Raw genomic sequence first — 19,430 nt, 5'->3', positions numbered from 1 at the left:
TAAAATATATTATGAGCTAAACGTAACACTTTCTATTTCTTTACAACTGATCTTAGTAATACTTATAGTAGGAGGAGTAAGTGAATTTTCCTCTTCTAATGTGACGATACAAGTATTAGGGTTAAAATTTGTAAAAATAGCAGGTCCAATAATATTTCCAGATTTACCAGTCACAGTAACGACTTCGCCTGGTTGTAAATTTTTAAAAATACTACATACTCCACCTGAACAACGAAATAAATTACATAAGAACAAATTTGTCCCTCCTTTAAACAATATACTGTATCATATGAAAGTATGTAGAAGGATGTGTAGACAAGTAACCCTTAGAAGGGGAAAAAATTAAATTAAAGAAAATTATTGAAGTGATAGATAAAATAGAATAATACATTTGTGATTATTCTGATTAGATTTTTTCATAAAAAAGACATTCATTAGAATGTCTTTTTTATAGATTGAACTGGAACCATTTAAATCATCTTAAGGTGTGGTTAAAGTAACGCTTTCTATATCTTCACAACTTATGAATATGGTATTGGTTGAAGAGGGGGTCAGCACATCTTCTTCTACCAATACCACCGCACAAAGATTTGGAAAGAACAGTGAAAAAGTAGCAGGTCCAATAATTTGACCTGATCTAGTAGTAACTGTAACAACTGTACCTGTTGGCCACGAAGAGAATAAAAAACAAGCTAAACCTGTACAATTTGCCATATTAAATCCTCCTAACTCTAATTTCAAATAATGTAGTAAATTACAAACATCTTATAGTGTATGTGGTAGCAGTATAAAGTGCTTGGATATTCGTTCATGATCAACAGGATCACTGTGAAATACTACTATACACACGTTTAAAAGATAAAAATGGTAAGGAGGTTTATGAAGGAGATATTGTATGATTTAGTAATCAGTTATTCAAAGTTCCAAATGATATGGATCGGAATTATGGGGTGGAAGATAACGAGTATATCGAGCTATGCTATATGGTATTTGATTAGGATGAGATAGAAGGCTTAAGTTTTTGGTAGCATTTATGGGAATCCAGAGTAACTAGAAAACTAAATAAAATTCTTATTTGCACGACACGTTTCCTTATAAGTGTGCAAATACGAAATAGGAGGGTTATTAATTTTATGACAACAACTGTTTGACTGAAGGTAGGAATGGAAACCGCCAGGTTGAGCTTAAACTACTTATCTAATACTCCTACATGCAAGGCATGATAATAGTCACAAATTGTATGAAGCTAGGTGAAGTTAGCTGAACAAAACCTAAGTGAGAAATCATATGGTAATGGATAGGTCGGGATGCTACAAAATATCTATGGTGAGAATGTACGGCTCTAAAGGATTAATACATTAGAAATGTGTATGTCGTTAATGACGATGTTATCTACCGAAAAGTAAGAGTAAATGATATGAAATTCGGAACATCTAACGATGAGGATGGAAAGATAACAGGCTTACAGCAAGCACCTAAGGATATATGTATAGCTAAGTCAATCGGAACGTGGTAAGCAAGAAAATGTCACCAAAGCCTACTAGAAGACAGGTGCATATACGGTTCTAACGAACCGAAATTGATTTGTTCTTGTGAAGGTGGGGACACGTATCAACGAAGCATGTAACAAATGTGGAGGGATAGTCCCTAGTCTTATTCGTTGAAAACTAAATCAACTATATGTAACTCACAGGATCGAGTAAGATGATGGGACCTTTCGTAAGAAAAGGGAATGAATACATCGGTGAGTACAATATTGTTCGTAATCTAGTTGCTTTAGTATAAAAGGATAAGATGGGACGCTGTATGCAATGAAAGTCGCGCGTACAGTGTTAAGCCGGGGAAAAGATGGAGATAACTTCAAAGTTATATATCGCAACGATATCTAAATTGTATATGTAGAAAGGAGCACCTAATTAAAGTGCTCCTTAGGAGATTGATTATAAATGTCTGTTCATTAACTATTATTATGTTTATTTTATCAAATGGTGAAAAACTTGGACAAAAACTTCATTTTGCACACCAAAGCAGCTAGTTAATAAAACTAACTGCTCGTTGTACAAAAGAAACGCTATGCTTACAGGAATAGTTTGTAACTTTAAGTTGCAGAAATAGTATCAACAGGGTTAAAAATATTATTCGGAAATGAAAGGTAGCTAAACAAAAACTTTATTTTAAAGCTGCACTTCGGTGATGACTTTTGTATTATTTATCATTTTAGCCAAGAAGACTCCTTCCTCAAGGAGCGTGAAGGGTCACAGTCTAGTGAGTAGGTGGGAGATGAATTGGCTTCGAACAAGGGATGGCAGGAAGCCATCTTAATTGTTCGACATATAGAAAGTATTACTCCACTATCTATCGAATGTACGTTTGGTGTATAATAGTCATATACCGAAATGGAGGTGAATCAAATAATGATGAATAAAGCCTATAAGTTTCGTATCTATCCAAATCAAGCACAAGCAATTCTAATTAACAAAACGATTGGGTGTTCTCGTTTTGTATTCAATTATTTCTTATCCTTATGGGATCATGCATACAAAGAGACAGGAAAAGGCTTGACCTATGGTACATGCTCTGCAAAACTACCTGCCATGAAGAAAGAGCTTGTTTGGCTAAAAGAAGTGGATAGTATTGCGATTCAGTCGTCCGTTCGCAACCTTGCGGATGCTTATATGCGCTTTTTTAAAAAACAAAACAGCGCACCGCGCTTTAAATCTAAGAAGAACAACGTACAATCTTATACCACAAAACAAACAAATGAAAACATTGCCGTTATAGGGAACAAAATAAAGTTGCCGAAACTAGGCCTTGTTCGATTTGCCAAAAGTCGTGAAGTAGAGGGACGTATTGTAAATGCTACAGTTAGACGGAACCCTTCTGGTAGATATTTTGTGTCATTGTTAGTGGAAACAGAAGTACAAGAACTTCCGAAAACACATTCTTACATTGGAATAGATGTAGGACTAAAAGATTTCGCTATTTTGTCAAATGGAACACACTATAAAAATCCGAAGTTTTTCCCGATCATTAGAAGATAAGTTAGCGAAAGCACAGCGTGTTCTTTCTAGAAGAATGAGAGGATCTTCTCGCTGGAATAAACAACGAGTAAAGGTAGCTAGAATTCATGAATACATATCAAATGCTAGAAAAGATTACTTGGACAAAATTTCAACCGAAATCATCAAAAACCACGATGTTATCGGTATAGAGGATTTGCAAGTATCGAATATGTTAAAGAATCATAAGTTAGCAAAAGCAATTAGTGAAGTATCATGGTCGCAATTTCGATCCATGTTAGAATACAAAGCAAAATGGTATGGCAAACAAGTCATTGTCGTATCGAAAACATTTGCTTCCAGCCAATTATGTTCTTGTTGTGGGTATCAAAATAAAGACGTTAAAGATCTAAACCTACGTGAATGGGACTGTCCTTCTTGTCGTACACACCATGATAGGGATATTAACGCAAGTATCAATCTTAAGAATGAAGCGATAAGGCTTCTAACCGCAAGGACTGCGGAGATAGCCTAATCAATTAGAGTTCGATAGAACTCTTTACTTAGGAATCCCCCCACTTCTAAACGAAGTGAAAGTGGGGGTAGTTCAAATAGCTATACAAATTGTTAATGATTAGTAGACATGTTACCTAGCAGGAATGTAATAGAATTAGACTTTAAAGAGCTTCTAAAAAGGATGAAAAGAAAGGGGAATCCAGTAATTCTCACTCTTTTTTCTTAAATGCTAAATATGAAACGGTTGTTTCCTTTTATCATGAATTTTACATTGGATTCGTTGGGGAAGATTAGGTAGATAAAGGATATGGGGGATGAATGGATAGATAAACAAAATGAAAGAGAATTGTAAGAATTACAGGGATTGTTAAGGGATTATTAGGTAATAAATTTTAAAGTACTTAAGAGTGGGAAGATGTGTATCAATCGTTACTTAAAAAGTAAAAGATTAGTTATTAAATAGGGAGAAGTGTCTAAGTTACTTGTATAGATGAAATAATGGAGCATATGAAATTAAAGCATAATGAAACATGTTGAAATAAATAGAAGGGGATCTTTAGGTAGGCTAAGCAAAGAAATAAGGCATACTGAGAAAGTGGCTATTGAATGCCAAGAAGTTAAAGTGTGAAAGGTAGCACTTATGTAAGAATATCTATTACTAATTTACTCTATAAAAAAAAGCAGCTGCACAAAAGTACAGCTAGTTTTCTTTACAAATTTATATGGCTTTAATGACGAATTGAGATTGAGGTATATATAGTAATTGAGCTGTTAAGGAAGTTGTTGTATTAGCAAAGGGGTATGCTTCCTTATAAAGAAAATTACTATACACTATTTCATTCATTTCATAGGTCGTACACAGTTTTTTTAGGATTTTTTGAGAAATTTTATTTGTACAAGCAGCAATAAAATCAAAATCTCTTTTACTTATTTCTTGAATGGCATGTGAAAGCAGGGTAGTGACTATACCACTTCCCATCCAATCTGGATGACAAGCGCCCATATCTAGATAGACCAATTTTTCTTTATCTAAATGAGAAAACTCAATAGATTCTGTCTCTAATGTATCTAAAAGTTGAAAAATAGGTTCCATTTGCGGGCATAGTTCAATCGCTTTCTCTGTATCTATTAGTGGCTGGGTTACTTTTTTGGTTAAAAGAACTCCAACAATTTGAAAATTTTCTATTGCTACAAATGACATGGCTTGAGATACAGCTTGTTTCATCATTTCTTCGCACATTTTGTGAAAAGAAGCAAAAGGAATTTGTAAACTGCTTACAAGAGGTTCATTATTCACAAAAGAATGTGCAAGTAAATGTGCTGCATCATTCACGTGGTGTGTATCTAGTAGCTCTATATTCATATGTTTTTCCTCTTTTCTGATATAGTGAATAGTAATTAAAAGGATTAATAATTTTATTTAATTTAGTTAAGTTTAAATATTAAAGCGCTAACAAAAATGTTTATTAAACATATGAATAAATCTGTTTAGTAGCAATCGAGATATGTTTATAAAGAAATTCTACGATATCATCTATACATTCAACAGTTGTATATGGAGAGATTGAAAAGAATTTCAATGTGAAAATCGGATTTCTATCACAACTGTTTATTACATCTACTACACAAGAACGAGTTGTATCACCAAAAAATACTTGATCGCGATTTTTTCCTAGGTAATTAAATAGTTCTATATTTAATCGGTTTGTATCCTCAATCTCTTCTTTTGTTGCAAGGCCTATTCGTTCTTTTTCCCAATTTTCTTGGCCATCTCCATTCATATAGAAACGGAAAGTTGTAATTGGTCCATATGTAAAATCATTTGTGATTGCGACTTGAGGCAGGGCCTTGCGCAACTTTTCTCTAAATAATAGATTTACACGGATATAATTTGCTAGTAGTTTTTGATATCCTTCAATTCCAAAGGCTAATAGATTGATATACATCGGAATAGCACTACCAGCTCGTGAACATTCTAAAGTATATCCTGTATGATAACTCCCATATGATCTATTACCAAGATAAGGTGTATCATCTTGTTCAATGTCCATCAGTTGTAAATCAGTATGATTTTTTACGATTAAAATACTTGAAGCGTAAGGTGTTTGTCCTAATTTATGAAAATCAAAACATACACTATCTGCAAGGGACATATATTGCATTTTATCTTGTACGTATTGTAAGGCATTTTTCACATTAGGTTCAAATGAGAGTGAATTTTCTTCAAAACTATAATTATTAAAGAAACTATAGAATCCGCCCATTGCAGAATCCGCATGGATATAAATAGGTTTTAATTTATATTTTTTTTGTATTGCTTCAGCGCTCTCTTTAATTTTTTTTATATCATCAATGGTAAAAGTATCTGTTGACCCCATAGTAGCTAGAATATAAAGGGGGATACCACCATTATTAATAACTTGTATCATCTTTGCCTCTAAATCATCTATATCCATAGAATTTGAATAAGGATCAGTTTTCACTTTAATTAAGTGATTTGATCCAATGCCAGTTGCTTCAGCTGACTTTAATAAACTATAATGTGCATTCTCAGAAGCAAAGCAATATACATTTTGTGGAGCACCATATTCTTTTGCTGATGGGAATTGTTTAGAAATTGCTAAGCGCAAGCTCGAAAATACACAACCTTGTCCACCCCATGTTGTATAACCGCCGCTATTATGCGGATTATAACCAATCAGTTTTGAAAGCATGGATACAACTTTTACTTCTGCTTCTGCTGCCCCTGGGCCATAGACATCCCAAACACCATTACCATTTAAAAGAGCCATGGTTAGTTGACCCAATAATGACGGAATACTTGGTAGTGGTACGGCGTTCGATAAGTAGTATTTATTTGGATAAGGATGGCCATTCATAAATTGGTTTAGCTCTTCTATAACCTCAGACATAGTGATTCCAGCTAGTGGAATATGACTTTGGTGAATTAAGCCATTGTAGTATCCTTCTGATTTTTCCTCACATTTACCTAAAGTAGCTCGCTCTTCATTTTTTAATTGGTCAAGATTTTTAATTATTTTCTGCATAGATTCTAATAAAAGTTGTTGTTTTTCTTCATTTCCGTCAACGCTCGGAAATAGTTTTAAAATATCTTGCATGCAGTCACTTCTCCTTGTGAAAAACTGGATTTTTATTTTACTTGGTTAAACATAAGGGTATAATAATTTGTAATTGCCCTTTTGAATACTTAGAAATGAGGAGCTATTTAGAAAAAAATGTAATTCCATAGAAGATTATATGAATTATGGAATTTAAAGTAAAGAAAAATTTTTTGATTTATTTTAAAAAAAGTAATTGTGAGATAATGAAGTTTCTAAAAATATTTCTGAATTAATTGTTTATTCGGTTTGCATGTTGCCTTAGCATGTATTCAACTAGTGTAGTAGATATTTTAATATAATGTAGAACGTACTATAAGGTAGTTGAATAAAAGGGTTCAACTACCTTATAAACTGTAGATATTGTTGGGAAAAGATAAAAAATAGGGTGGAAGTGCTAAAGATATGTTCTAGTGGAGAAGAAGTAGTAGTATGGATTTGGTAGAAAAATCAGCATAATTTTTTATGGAAGAATAATTATTTGATCAAAGTTGTTTAATGAATTCAATTTCATTATCTAATAATAATGGACGAGTTAAGTGTGAAGAGTTTTCTTCAACCTGAGTAGAATTTTTTGCCCCAGGAATAGCAACTGAAACGGCTAGATGACTTAAAACATAACGTAAGGCGACTTGCGCTAAACTTCTATTTGATCGTACAAGTGAACGTAATTTTTCTACTTTGTTTAAGCTATCTTTAAACCACTTTTCTTTTGGCCAATCTTTTCTTAAATCATCGTCTGGAAATTGAGTTTCATGATTAAATTTCCCAGTTAAAATTCCCATCTTAAGTGGACCTCTTATCACAGCACCTAAATTATGTTTTTCAATATAAGGAAGGATGTCTTTTTCAGGTTCTTTATTCAAAATACTATAATCGAATTGTACGACATCTAAATCATTATCTTGATTAAAATGTTTTATATAATCTAAATCATTAGTAGAAACACCAACGGCTCTCACTTTGCCAGATTTTTTTAAGGTTTGGAAAGCTTGTAGAAAGGCTTCTGTCTCTTCATGTTTATCCCACCAAATATGACAAAAGTACACATCTATATAATCCGTTTTAAGCCGTAGTAAACTAGCCTCAAACGCATCAATGATCTTTTGAGGATCTCCATAAACGGCTGGTTGATTTGGGTCATAATGATGACCAATTAATCCACCTTTTGTAGAAAGAATTATATCCTGCCGGCGATTATTTATGGCTTTTGCAACTAACGTTTCACTATGACCTAATCCATAAACATCAGCAGTGTCAATAAAATTGACCCCTAGGTCAATTGCTTTCTCAATTGCATCAAGTGATTCATTATCTTTTACTGCACCCCATTCATCTCCACCAATTGCCCAAGAACCGAATCCTATCTCTGAAACTATTAATCCTGTGTTACCTAATAATCTATATTCCATTATGTACGGACGCCTCCTTTACAGTTTATGTTATAAGAAGTATATATAGTGACCAGTTGGAATATTCTTGAATTTATTTTCGGAGAATAAATTAGGCAATTTACTTTAATAAATATATGCAAGAATACTGTATAAAAAGAAATTAGAATTATTAGTGAAATGGTTTTTTATGCTTAAATTGAATAAAAGTATGAACTGTTACAGTATAAATATGAGTTTTATTCATAATTTTAATAACTATGCAATAAGTGAAATAAATGTTGAATTTAGTCGGAAAATATAGATTTACAAATTGCAGAATATGTACATATAGTTGTAACTGTAAATATTATCCGTTTTTAAATATTTATAAAAGGAGAAATTCATATGAAAGAAATACAAGAGAAATATGAAATTGTAGAAGAATTGGATGCAACGGTAGGCCAAGAAGCATTATGGATAGCTCATCAAATGGAAATAGAAAAAGGAATGAACAATGAACCGATTATAATAAAGTTAAAAGGAAAACTTCAGATAGAGGTTTTGGAGAAAGCGCTTACCATAATAGTGCAATCACATCCGGCGCTACGTACAATATTTAAGAAGAGGGATGAAAAAATAAAGCAATTAATTCAAAAGAATGTAGAATTTGATATACCAATTAAGGATTTAACTGCTTTTAAAAACACACAACAAAAATCTATTTTTAAAAATTTCTTAGAATCTATAGTGAATGAGAAATTTAGTTTAGAAGAGGGGCCTTTGTTTAAATTCCACATTATTAAATTCAGTGAAGATACATTTGTTTTACATTTAATGTTTCATCACATTATTTACGATGGATGGAGTTTAGGAGTTTTCATACGACAATTATCCAATACGTATGGTGAATTACTTCAAGGGAAGACGAATGTAGAATTTGAATCTCCTTATCAGAACCTCGTAAAGTATGAGGAGAGTTTTATTGATAGTGCAATATATAAAGAGGGATCATCGTATTGGAAAGATTATTTACAAGGTGAATTGACTCCTACAGAGTTTCCTATTGATTTTAATAAAATAAATGAAAAGAGATATACGGATAAAAATATAAGCAAGAATATTAATTCGGATCTATTTTATCAAATACAATGTTTTGCTAAAAAAAATAATATAAGTATTTATCGAGTAATGTTAAGTACTTATTGTACGTTACTTCATCAGATGACAAATGCTGAAGAGATAATTGTTGGTATTCCAATTAATACTAGACCACATACAGAAAAACGAAATACTTTTGGTTACTTTGTTAATACAGTACCTATACGTATAACAATAGAAAAGGGAGAGACATTTAAGGGAATACTTAATAAAGTGAATAAATCTATTCATCTAGCTATTACGTATAAACATAATCCTTATTCACATATAGTAAAGGATTTAAATCTAAATAAAAATAAAAATACAAATACAAATCATAATATGGTATATTCCACAGCATTTAATACGATGAAGATACCGGAATTAAAAATTCCTGATATGGAGTCAACAGTTTTAACAAATTGTAAAAGAGTAAATCCTTTTAATATGACCTGGAGAATAATGAGATACGAAGGGGAAACAGAGAATAAAATTGAGGTTGACTATAACTCAGCATTATATAAACCAGAGAGTATTAGTGATTTAATTGAAAGATATGTATATTTGTTACAAAAATTAATGAAGAATGTGAACGAACCTATCCATTCATTGGATTTGCTTTTAGAAAAAGATCATCGTCTATACAAAGAGATGAACTCAAATGCTCTTACATATCCTAATTCAAAAACATTAGATCAATTAATCGATCTACAAGCATTAGAATCGCCAAATCAAATAGCCATTTCAATGGGGGACAAATCCATTACCTATTATGAATTACAGCAAAGGTCAAATCAAATAGCGAATTATTTACGTGAAAATGATTTAAAAAAGGGACAACGTGTAAGTATTACAATGGAGAGAGAGATTGATACCATTGTATGGATTCTAGGCATCTTAAAATCAGGTGGAGTTTATGTACCGATTGATCCAAAGTTTCCTGAAAAAAGAATAGAATACATCTTAAAAGATAGCGAAAGTCAAATGATTATTACGAAGAAAGAATACAGGAGATTGGTTGAACGGTTTGCGATTCATACAATTTATCTAGAAGATTTTCATTACGCTAATTCTATAGAAAATATTGCGTCTACACATACCATAGAAGATGCAGCTTATATTATCTACACGTCAGGTTCAACAGGTTTGCCAAAAGGAGTCGTTGTACCACATAAAGGTGTAGTTAATTTATCATATTCAGTAATCAATACATTTCATTTAGGAAAAGAAGATGTGTTTTTACAATTTGCAACGATCATTTTTGACGCCTCCATTATGGAAATATTTCCGATTTTGCTATGTGGAGGAAGAATGCATTTAATTTCTGAAATCGAAAAACGTTCAGCAGAGGAATTTATAAATGTAAGTCAAAAGAATGGTATTACAAATGTAGTTTTACCAACTGCGTTTTTTAAATTAATAGCTGATATGCCAAAAGAAATGTTACTTAAATTAAGTTCTGTAAAACGTTTATTTGTGGGAGGGGAAACCTTACCTGCTGAATCAGTTCGTAAATGGCAAAGTAAATTAGAGTTAAGGATTCCAGTTCTTAATGCATATGGTCCTACTGAAACTACTGTATGTGCAACCATGTATGAAGTAAATGGTGAGATACAAAAAGAAATTTCTAGTATCCCAATAGGTAAACCAATTGCTAATAGTGAAGTTTTCGTGGTTAGTCCGTTCAATACATTATGTCCGTCAGGTGTAGTAGGTGAATTATTTATTGGCGGTGATGGAGTTGCCAACAGATATTTAAATCAAAAGGAAAAAACAACAGAGGCGTTTATTTCTTTCGATAAATCCTATAATCTTAATAAAAAGATGTATCGCACTGGAGATTTAGTACGTCTTTTACCGAATGGAAATTTAGAATTTATCGGAAGGAAAGATAATCAAGTAAAAATACGTGGGTATCGAATTGAGCTTGATGAAATCGAAGGAACATTATTTAAACATCCAGAGGTGAGAGATGCTGTAGTATTCACTTATCAAAACGACAAAATCGTTAGTTTTTATTTATCAAAAGACAATACAGAACTAAAACAAGAGGCATTAAAAACATTCTTAAGTGAAAGTTTACCAGATTTTATGATGCCAAATTATGTATTCCACCTTGAAAGTTTTCCTGTATCACCAAGCGGGAAACTAGATAGAAAAAAATTAGAATTACAAATCCCATCTTTACTTGAAAACATGCAGAAGCAATATGTACCACCGATAAGTGAAACGGAAAAAAGATTGGCAAAAACATGGGCAGAGATTTTAAATTTAGGGAAATATAGAATCGGCAGAGATGATGACTTTTTTAAACTTGGGGGACATTCATTAATTGCTGTGCAAGTGTTAAATCAAATTCAAAAAGAGTTTCATCTAAAAATTGAAATTAGAGATATTTTTGAGCATACAACGATTGCTAGTCTATCAGCTTACATCGATAAATTAATGATAGTAAATCAAGATAGGGCAGAACAGGAGATGCAAGTATTAAAAGTTGCAGATAAGGAAAGTTATCAGTTATCAAGTGCTCAAAAAAGAATCTGGTTTTTAAATAAGTATAACGCCATTAATAGAGTATATGATACACCACTTCACATATATATTGAGCCGAGTTTGAAAAAAGATATCTTACAAGACACCATAAGATTTTTAGTTGAACGACACGAGATGCTACGAACAGTCTTTATTGAAAGAAATGGGGAGCCTAGACAGGTCATCTTAAACTCAATAGCGATTGACCTGATTCACGATGAGATTGAACACATGTCTAAAAAAGAACAACAAGAATATATACGTACAACAATAAATCAAACGGATCATACACCATTTGATTTAGAAAATGGCCCTCTTTTTAGGATTAGAATTTTTAATCTGAATAAGAAAAAGTCTTATTTATATATTAATTTACATCATATTATTACAGATGAATGGAGTGTAAGGAATTTATTAGATGAATTAATAAAGGTATATAGTGCCTTTGCTAAACGTAGAAATCCTGAGTTGCCAACTATATCTAATCGATATGTAGATTATGCAGAGTGGGAACAGGCGCAGTTAAATTTAGGTCGATGGAATACAGAAAAATCTTATTGGATGGACGAACTTGCAGCACCTCTTCCTATATTAAATCTTCCTTTAGATTTTAGTAGGAATCGTCAAAGTACAAATAAAGGTACAGTATTTGAAATGAAGTCAGATAATGAAATGAAAGAGTCTTTGAAACAAGTATGTGAGCAAGAGAATGTTTCTATGTATATGCTTTTTTTAGCAGCGTATATTCAATTGTTACATTATCTAACGGATCAAAAAGATATTATTGTAGGTACACCGGTTGTTGGAAGGAATCATCAAGAATTTGAACAAATACAAGGATTCTTTGTAAATACCCTAGCAATTAGAACACAATTAAATGATGTGAAAAATTTAACACAGCTATTACAAGTAGTGAGAGAGAAATGTTTGAATTCATTCCAAAACCAATCGTATCCATTTGATAAAGTAATTGAGCAAATAAATCCTGATAGAAGCTTTGGGAATAACCCGATTTTTTCTACTATGTTTAGTTATCAGAAAGATATTCTGCAGCAACATGATGCATACAAGCTTCAGTTGTTACCTAATAAACAAGATATTAGTAAGTTTGACATTTCTTTAGCTGTTGAAGAGGGATTGGATTATGTAGGCATTTCATTTGAGTATGATATTAATCTTTTCAAGGAAGAGTCAATTAAAAGGTTTACTCAAAATTTATTTACTATACTGGACGCATTTATTCATCAACGAACAGTAGCATATGAAAATCTTTCATTCCTATCACAGGAAGAAGAATCTTTATATAAAAAGGTAAATCATACAGAAAGACCCTATCCTTATTTTCAAAATATACAAGAGCAATTCTATATGCAAGTAGATAGACAATCCAATCGGATTGCTATAGCGACTGAAACGGAATCTTTAACATATGGACAATTAAATATGAGCTCTAATCAAGTAGCTCAACATTTACTCGAAAAAGGTATAAAAAGAGGTGATAAGGTAGCCATATTTTTAGATAGAAGTATGAATAGTATCATTTCTATGCTTGGAATATTAAAAGCCGGTGCTGCCTATATACCAATCGATGTAAAATACCCTGAGGATAGAATAAATTATATAGTTCGTGATAGTGAGGCATGTAGAATTATAACGAATATTAAATACAAAAGTCATTTGAATGTAAGTGATTATAAGGTTTCAATAATAGAGGATATATATCGTACGACTATAAATGATGATGTGAAAATTTTAAATAAATCAGATGACTTGGCATATGTAATTTATACTTCAGGATCAACAGGAAAACCAAAAGGTACATTATTAACGCATAAAGGAGTATTAAATTTAGTTGAATGGAGAAATGAAGTATTTCAGATTTCTCCAAATGATAAAGTAACACAGTTTTATTCCCATAGTTTTGATTCTTCTGTATCGGAAATTTTTTCTACCTTGTTAAATGGGGCAGAACTATATTTATTAAGTGATGAACAGCGCTATTCAACTGTCGCATATGCTCAAGCCATTCAAGAAACACAAGCAACTATTTCTGACTTACCAACAGTATTTTTCAATGAATTATCAACGTCATTAACGAAACTGGATAGCGAAAAGATATGTTCTTTAAGATTTATAATAATGGGAGGAGAAGCTGCATCAACAAATGCCATTAGAAGTTGGCAAAATACTTTTAAAAACCAAGTACAGCTGGTAAATGAGTATGGTCCTACTGAAGCAACTGTCTCAGCAATGTATTATTTCATACCAGTCTTAGAAGATGAAAATAATCTTTTAGGAAGCATACCGATAGGTATTCCAATTTCTAATACAAAGGTTCATATATTGAATTCATATATGCAACATTGTCCGGTAGGGGGCATTGGTGAATTATATATTGAAAGTTTAGGATTGGCCCAAGGGTATTGGAAGCAGGAAGAGAAAACAAAACAGGCATTTATTTCAAACCCATTTTCAGAAGACAATAGCAAAAGATTATACCGAACTGGTGATTTAGCAAGATGGTTACCAAATGGAAATATAGAATTTATGGGAAGAAAAGATAAGCAGGTTAAAATTAGAGGGCATAGAATTGAGTTAGGGGAAATAGAAGATGCAATGTTACAACTTGATGGGATAAGTCAGGCTGTGGTAACACAAACGAAAGATGGAATGTTACTGCAAGCTTATTATAAAACAGTGGACGGTATAGGGATAGAGAAAAATAAGTTAGCTTTACATTTATCAAATGTATTGCCAGAATATATGATCCCTAAATATTACTCTCATGTGCTAGAAATACCAATAACGGCGAATGGGAAAATTGATTTTGAAAAACTACCAGAAATAGAGTTTGATCATGAGCAAAAGGATGAGTGTATACTTAAGCCTCAAACTAAAGTACAAAAAAACATTGCAAAGGTATGGTCTGAAGTTCTAAACGTAAAATCTATAGGTTTAAAAGATGATTTCTTTAATTTGGGTGGACATTCTTTAAAAGTTATGCCGGCATTAGTCAAATTAAAACCGTTATATCCTAACTTGAAAATTCAAGATTTCTTTAAGTATAGAACTATAGAAAAATTAGCCTCTCATATTGAAGAGATGGAAGATATGTCGTTCAAGAAAGAGAAAAATATGAATGTAGCATGTAGGGAAAATGAAACGAAAACGACTCCTGTTTATGAAACAACTAAATTAGAAGAATGTGAGTTAGATATGGTGAATTATCCAAAAGCAGTTTTCCTTACAGGGGCAACAGGATATTTAGGAGCACATATTTTAGAACGATTATTACAGTTACCATCTACGACTATTTACTGTTTAGTAAGAAAAAATGAAGATCAAGTAATTGGTGCAAAGTTAAAAGAAAGAATGGAGTTTTATTTCGGTAAAGAAATTCTCCAAAAGTTGAAGGTGAGAGTAGAGTTAATTGAAGGAGATTTATCTCAGATGAATCTAGGTCTAGATTTAAAGCAGCTGGACCATTTAAAGAATAAGGTAGAGTCAATCATACATTGTGGTGGAGAAGTTAGACACTATGGAGAACGTGAGCATTTTCAAAAGGTAAATGTTCAGTCTACAAAATACTTATTGGAATTAGCTAAGAACACAAATGCACGTTTTCATTATATATCGACTTTAAGTGTAGTAGGTCAGGCTGAAAGCGATCCAAAAGAATTTGAATTTTTTGAGTCTAATTTTGATAGAGGACAAAATTTAGATAATCTGTACCTAGAAAGTAAGTTTCAAGGCGAGAAAATGGTCAGAGAAGCAATGGAAAAAGAAGTTCGTGCCACAATATACCGTGTAGGGAATTTAGTGGGTAACTCTAAAACAGGTAAATTTCAATACAATATTAATGAAAACGCATTTTATAGATTATTAAAAGGGATATGCCTATCTAGCATAGCTCCTGACGTCAATACGTATGTAGATTTAACGCCTGTAGACTATGGAAGTTTAGCTATTACTGAATTATCTTATAAGGCCAATACAGTAAATAAAACCATGCATATTTGTAATCCAATTCAGCTAAAATGGGAACAATTTATTAATAGTTTACAAGCTTTTGGATACGATATCCTGTTAATGAAACAAGAAAAATATATAGAGAAGTTTTTTAATACGAATTTAACTACTGATGAACAGAAAGCTTTAGAGCTCATAATGCCTTTATTAGAATCTGTAGAAGAGCTATCAGTAGCTATACCATCTTGTTTATACACGCAAGGATATTTGAAGAACATACATTGTTTAGAGCCAAATCAAGAGTATATTAATTTGTTATTAAATTATGCTATGAGTATAGAGTATTTACCATTAATTAAAGAACCAATACTGTTGTAGTATAATTTATCGATTTTGAACAAAAAAGAACCTGTTTTCCATTGAGAACAGGTTCTTTTTCTGGAAAGAGATCTACTTAGTGGTACGGAATAGATTTCTTTTCAATAGGGTTGGGAACGCACTATTGAAAATATGAATATACAATTATGCGTTTTTAAAGTAATAAATTTGATATTTAATTGAAAAGTTTTTGATAGATAGTTTTAAATTATTTTTAGAAATTTATTTATTAATATTAAAAATCGAAGGTGAAAGCTTGAAGTTAAATGACATTTAAAACATTGCTTAATTTATGCATTCTAGAAGGGGGAGTTAAGTTGATGGAAAATGAAAACATATCAATGAAAGAAAAGATTATGAATACAATATTGGAGTTAATTAAAGATGAACGTTTGTAAAAGGTATTCATTGAAAAAACGTTTATAAAATAAACTTAATCACCTTTATAAACTGGATATTTCAATGTTTCGTATATAAACCCTTTTTGTTTGTAAAGATATACCTTTATAAACAGATAGGTTGTAATAAAATTTTGGTGTATTAGAGTAGTACCACACATCCATCAACTTAAGATCTCATAATACCCTCAGAACGATAAAAATGAGCTGAATTCTTATAAATAACTGCAAAATAATAAAATTTTTGTTTTGGGGACACTTCAAATTACTAGATTGATGATAACGTGGCGGGACTCCTAAAATAGGATTATAATTAGCATTGCTTTTAACAATGTGACAATGATTATTGTCACACTTCCATTTCGGTTACGATATATTTTGTTATTTAAGGCGTTAAAAGAAAACTTCAGAATAAATAGGTAATTTATGTTAAAATATAAAGAAAAATGATAAATATTATTAATTATGAAAAGGGAAATATTATAAAATTAGAATTTAATTCGGAAGGATTGAGTTTATTTATATATTCTTAGGAGTGATGGAATGGATAATCCTTATAAAATAGCTGTAATTGGTGGCACTGGTAAGGTAGGTCGTTATATAGCTTCAGAATCGTTAAAAAATGGCTACCAAATTCGTATGCTTGTTCGGAATCCTAAAAAATTAAAGTATAACGATGATAAAATTGAGATTGTAACAGGTACTGCGGAGAATGTAGATGCAATAAGACAACTACTTGAAGGTTGTCATATTGTTATAAATTGCTTTGGTCAACCTATGAGAGATACACCTATATATAGCAAAGTTACCAGAGATATACTTGAAGTAATGAAAGAAAAGGATATTAAGAGATATATTGGCGTTACAGGAGGTTCTCTCAACATTATAGGAGATAAAAAAGGTCTTTTAAATAAGATTGGAGCAAAAATGTTTGAAGTGCTCTTTTCTAAAATGATGAAAGATAAAAGAGAAGAGCTGAATATTCTTTTGAAAAATAAAGACCTTGATTGGACACTAATAAGACTGCCTTTTGTAAAGGAGGGTGTTGAAGTAAGAGCAGTCAAAGAAAGTCTTATCGATATGCCTGGGGCAATGATTTCAAATAAAGAAATAGCAAATTTTATAATTAGCCAGATTGATAATAAAGAGTATATTCATAAAACACCTTTTATTGCGATTTAATATAAGGGTAGCGTCACATCGCCATCAAGCTAGAAAATTGTATCCATAAAACGAAAAAAACGCTATTCTTTTTGTAGAAATATACAGAAAGGGGGCGTTTTTGTTATGAATTTATCGATTTTAGATGAACTAGAATTGTTCTCTAAAGAACTACAACGATATATGTCACCGTATGCTTTGGAACAGTTAGCTAGAGAGATAGGATTTGTTCAACGAAAAAGTAAATATCGTGCACAAGACTTAGTGGCTTTATGTGTTTGGTTAAGCAAAAATATAGCTCATACTTCATTGACACAATTATGTAGTCGATTAGAAGCTAACACAGGCATTTCCATGAGTCCGGAAGGACTCAATCAACGCTTTAATTCTCGGGCTGTACAGTTTTTACAACAAATATTATCGTATTTACTTAACCAACAATTTCATTCCTCCAACTCAAACAAGATTCCAACTTTGTATACAAACTATTTTCGTAGTATTCGTGTATTGGATTCTACACATTTTCAGGTTCCAGATAAATTTGCTTCTACATATCAAGGTTCAGGAGGTAGTGGTCATAGCGCTGGTGTGAAAATTCAATTAGAGTACGATTTGCTTAGTGGTCAATTTTTACATGTTCATGTAGGTTCGGGAAAGCAAAATGATAAAATTTATGGTTCTACTTGCTTAACGTCTCTTCAACCGCACGATGTATGTATACGTGATCTAGGATATTTCGATTTAAGAGATCTACATACGATAGACGAGTGTGGTGCTTATTTTATTTCACGATTAAAGCTCAATACTCGTATATATCAGAAGAATAGAGAACCTGAATACTTTCAAAATGGAACAATAAAAAAGCAATCTGAATACATCCAACTAGATATGGAGCAATTCATTGACCAATTACAGTCAGGTGAAACATATGAAATTCCTGAGATTTATATTGGAATGTATCAAAAACTTCCTGCAAGACTAATTCTGTACAAATTAACTGAAACGCAAATGAAACGTAGACAAAAGGATTTAGCATCTAAAGAACATAAGAAGCAAATTACCTATAAAGAACGCAGTAAGCGACTTAGTGCAATTAACTTTTACATTACAAATATTCCTTTGGAATATCTACCAAAGGAACAAGTATACGATTTTTACTCCTTACGATGGCAAGTTGAACTTATCTTTAAAACATGGAAATCATTCTTTCGTATTCATCATTGTAATTCTGTAAAATTAGAACGACTAGAATGTCACTTATACGGACAATTAATTAGCATCTTTCTTTGTTCCTCCACTATGTTTCAAATGCGCCAATTACTCCTCAGCAAGAAGAAACGAGAATTAAGCGAATATAAAGCGATTTATATGATAAAAGATTATTTTCCACTTATTTATCACTCTCTACAAAAAGACACCCAAGAATTAACAAAGATATTGTCTCGGCTGTTTAATCTCTTACAGAAAAACGGACGAAAATCCCATAGGTATGAGAAGAAAACAGTCTTTGATATCATAGGCGTCGTATATAACTTTTCTATGTCTCACAATCATGTATCGTAATCAAAAAAATTGAAACCCGATAGGGTTTATTTGGTATGCAAATCTTTAAAGAACTTACACTAGATCTTTAGAAAAAAGAAAAAATCTCACATGAAATTAAACTTATATAAGCTTAGCTTGATGGGCATGGGGTACTTCAAAACCTTAGCTTGATGGCGATGTGGTCACCATATCAAAAAAAGAAAATTGTGCGTATAGTGTAGCCTTGGAATAAAGTTGGATTAAATTAACTTAATAAACCCTGATAAAAGATGCAAATAGAAAAAGTTTGATAATTTTTGCGAT

The 19,430-nt window shown here is 31.8% G+C and carries 9 protein-coding genes and 1 pseudogene; 5 read left to right on the top strand and 5 right to left on the bottom strand.

Going from position 1 to position 19,430, the window contains the following annotated elements; all coding sequences use genetic code 11:
* Positions 1 to 9: 9 nt before the first annotated feature.
* Both EBQ15_RS19340 and EBQ15_RS19335 read right to left on the bottom strand, forming a co-directional pair.
* On the bottom strand, positions 10 to 255 hold the full coding sequence (locus tag EBQ15_RS19340; protein ID WP_000477974.1) for a hypothetical protein: 246 nt from the start codon (positions 253 to 255) through the stop codon (positions 10 to 12).
* Positions 256 to 480: 225 nt separating this feature from the next.
* Positions 481 to 714 carry a hypothetical protein gene (locus EBQ15_RS19335; protein WP_001262468.1) on the bottom strand — a complete coding sequence of 78 codons (234 nt, stop codon included), beginning with the start codon at positions 712 to 714 and terminating at the stop codon, positions 481 to 483.
* Between the two features lie 86 nt (positions 715 to 800).
* Here EBQ15_RS19335 and EBQ15_RS32080 point away from each other — a divergent pair, with 86 nt between their 5' ends.
* A complete protein-coding gene (locus EBQ15_RS32080) occupies positions 801 to 899 on the top strand; it encodes a YopX family protein (protein ID WP_082182441.1) in 99 nt (32 codons plus the stop codon).
* Between the two features lie 1,515 nt (positions 900 to 2,414).
* Positions 2,415 to 3,534: pseudogene (gene tnpB, locus EBQ15_RS19325) on the top strand (IS200/IS605 family element RNA-guided endonuclease TnpB).
* 699 nt (positions 3,535 to 4,233) lie between these two features.
* On the opposite strand, the gene EBQ15_RS19320 reads toward tnpB, so the two are convergent.
* The 3 genes from EBQ15_RS19320 to EBQ15_RS19310 form a co-directional block, all read right to left on the bottom strand.
* The gene (locus EBQ15_RS19320; protein WP_001019444.1) at positions 4,234 to 4,878 is read right to left on the bottom strand and encodes a GNAT family N-acetyltransferase; all 645 of its coding nucleotides are present in this window, start codon (positions 4,876 to 4,878) and stop codon (positions 4,234 to 4,236) included.
* Between the two features lie 103 nt (positions 4,879 to 4,981).
* Entirely contained in the window at positions 4,982 to 6,634 is a 1,653-nt protein-coding gene (locus tag EBQ15_RS19315) for a pyridoxal phosphate-dependent decarboxylase family protein (RefSeq protein WP_001152300.1), read from the bottom strand.
* A gap of 485 nt (positions 6,635 to 7,119) precedes the next feature.
* A complete protein-coding gene (locus EBQ15_RS19310) occupies positions 7,120 to 8,046 on the bottom strand; it encodes an aldo/keto reductase (RefSeq protein ID WP_000456658.1) in 927 nt (308 codons plus the stop codon).
* A gap of 366 nt (positions 8,047 to 8,412) precedes the next feature.
* Between EBQ15_RS19310 and EBQ15_RS19305 the strand changes: the two genes are divergently transcribed.
* The 3 genes from EBQ15_RS19305 (at position 8,413) to EBQ15_RS19295 (ending at position 19,145) form a co-directional block, all read left to right on the top strand.
* Entirely contained in the window at positions 8,413 to 16,023 is a 7,611-nt protein-coding gene (locus EBQ15_RS19305) for a non-ribosomal peptide synthetase (RefSeq protein WP_000659064.1), read from the top strand.
* Between the two features lie 941 nt (positions 16,024 to 16,964).
* On the top strand, positions 16,965 to 17,603 hold the full coding sequence (locus EBQ15_RS19300; protein ID WP_000369879.1) for an NAD(P)-dependent oxidoreductase: 639 nt from the start codon (positions 16,965 to 16,967) through the stop codon (positions 17,601 to 17,603).
* A 105-nt stretch (positions 17,604 to 17,708) separates the two neighbouring features.
* Positions 17,709 to 19,145 (top strand): IS4 family transposase, encoded by a 1,437-nt coding sequence (locus EBQ15_RS19295; RefSeq protein WP_001053914.1) that lies wholly within the window; start codon positions 17,709 to 17,711, stop codon positions 19,143 to 19,145.
* Positions 19,146 to 19,430: the final 285 nt, after the last annotated feature.

Source organism: Bacillus sp. 2D03, assembly GCF_003946765.1.
Classification (GTDB): Bacteria; Bacillota; Bacilli; order Bacillales; family Bacillaceae_G; genus Bacillus_A; species Bacillus_A cereus.
The sequence above is the reverse complement of the archived record's forward strand: the minus strand, read 5'-3'. Positions and strand labels throughout refer to the sequence as shown.

What these genes read in the sequence shown, in the direction of transcription:
- EBQ15_RS19335 (WP_001262468.1), bottom strand. Translation starts at nt 714, where the DNA reads ATGGCAAATTGTACAGGTTTAGCTTGTTTTTTATTCTCTTCGTGGCCA.
- EBQ15_RS19310 (WP_000456658.1), bottom strand. Translation starts at nt 8,046, where the DNA reads ATGGAATATAGATTATTAGGTAACACAGGATTAATAGTTTCAGAGATA.
- EBQ15_RS19315 (WP_001152300.1), bottom strand. Translation starts at nt 6,634, where the DNA reads ATGCAAGATATTTTAAAACTATTTCCGAGCGTTGACGGAAATGAAGAA.
- EBQ15_RS19300 (WP_000369879.1), top strand. Translation starts at nt 16,965, where the DNA reads ATGGATAATCCTTATAAAATAGCTGTAATTGGTGGCACTGGTAAGGTA.
- EBQ15_RS19295 (WP_001053914.1), top strand. Translation starts at nt 17,709, where the DNA reads ATGAATTTATCGATTTTAGATGAACTAGAATTGTTCTCTAAAGAACTA.
- EBQ15_RS19305 (WP_000659064.1), top strand. Translation starts at nt 8,413, where the DNA reads ATGAAAGAAATACAAGAGAAATATGAAATTGTAGAAGAATTGGATGCA.
- EBQ15_RS19320 (WP_001019444.1), bottom strand. Translation starts at nt 4,878, where the DNA reads ATGAATATAGAGCTACTAGATACACACCACGTGAATGATGCAGCACAT.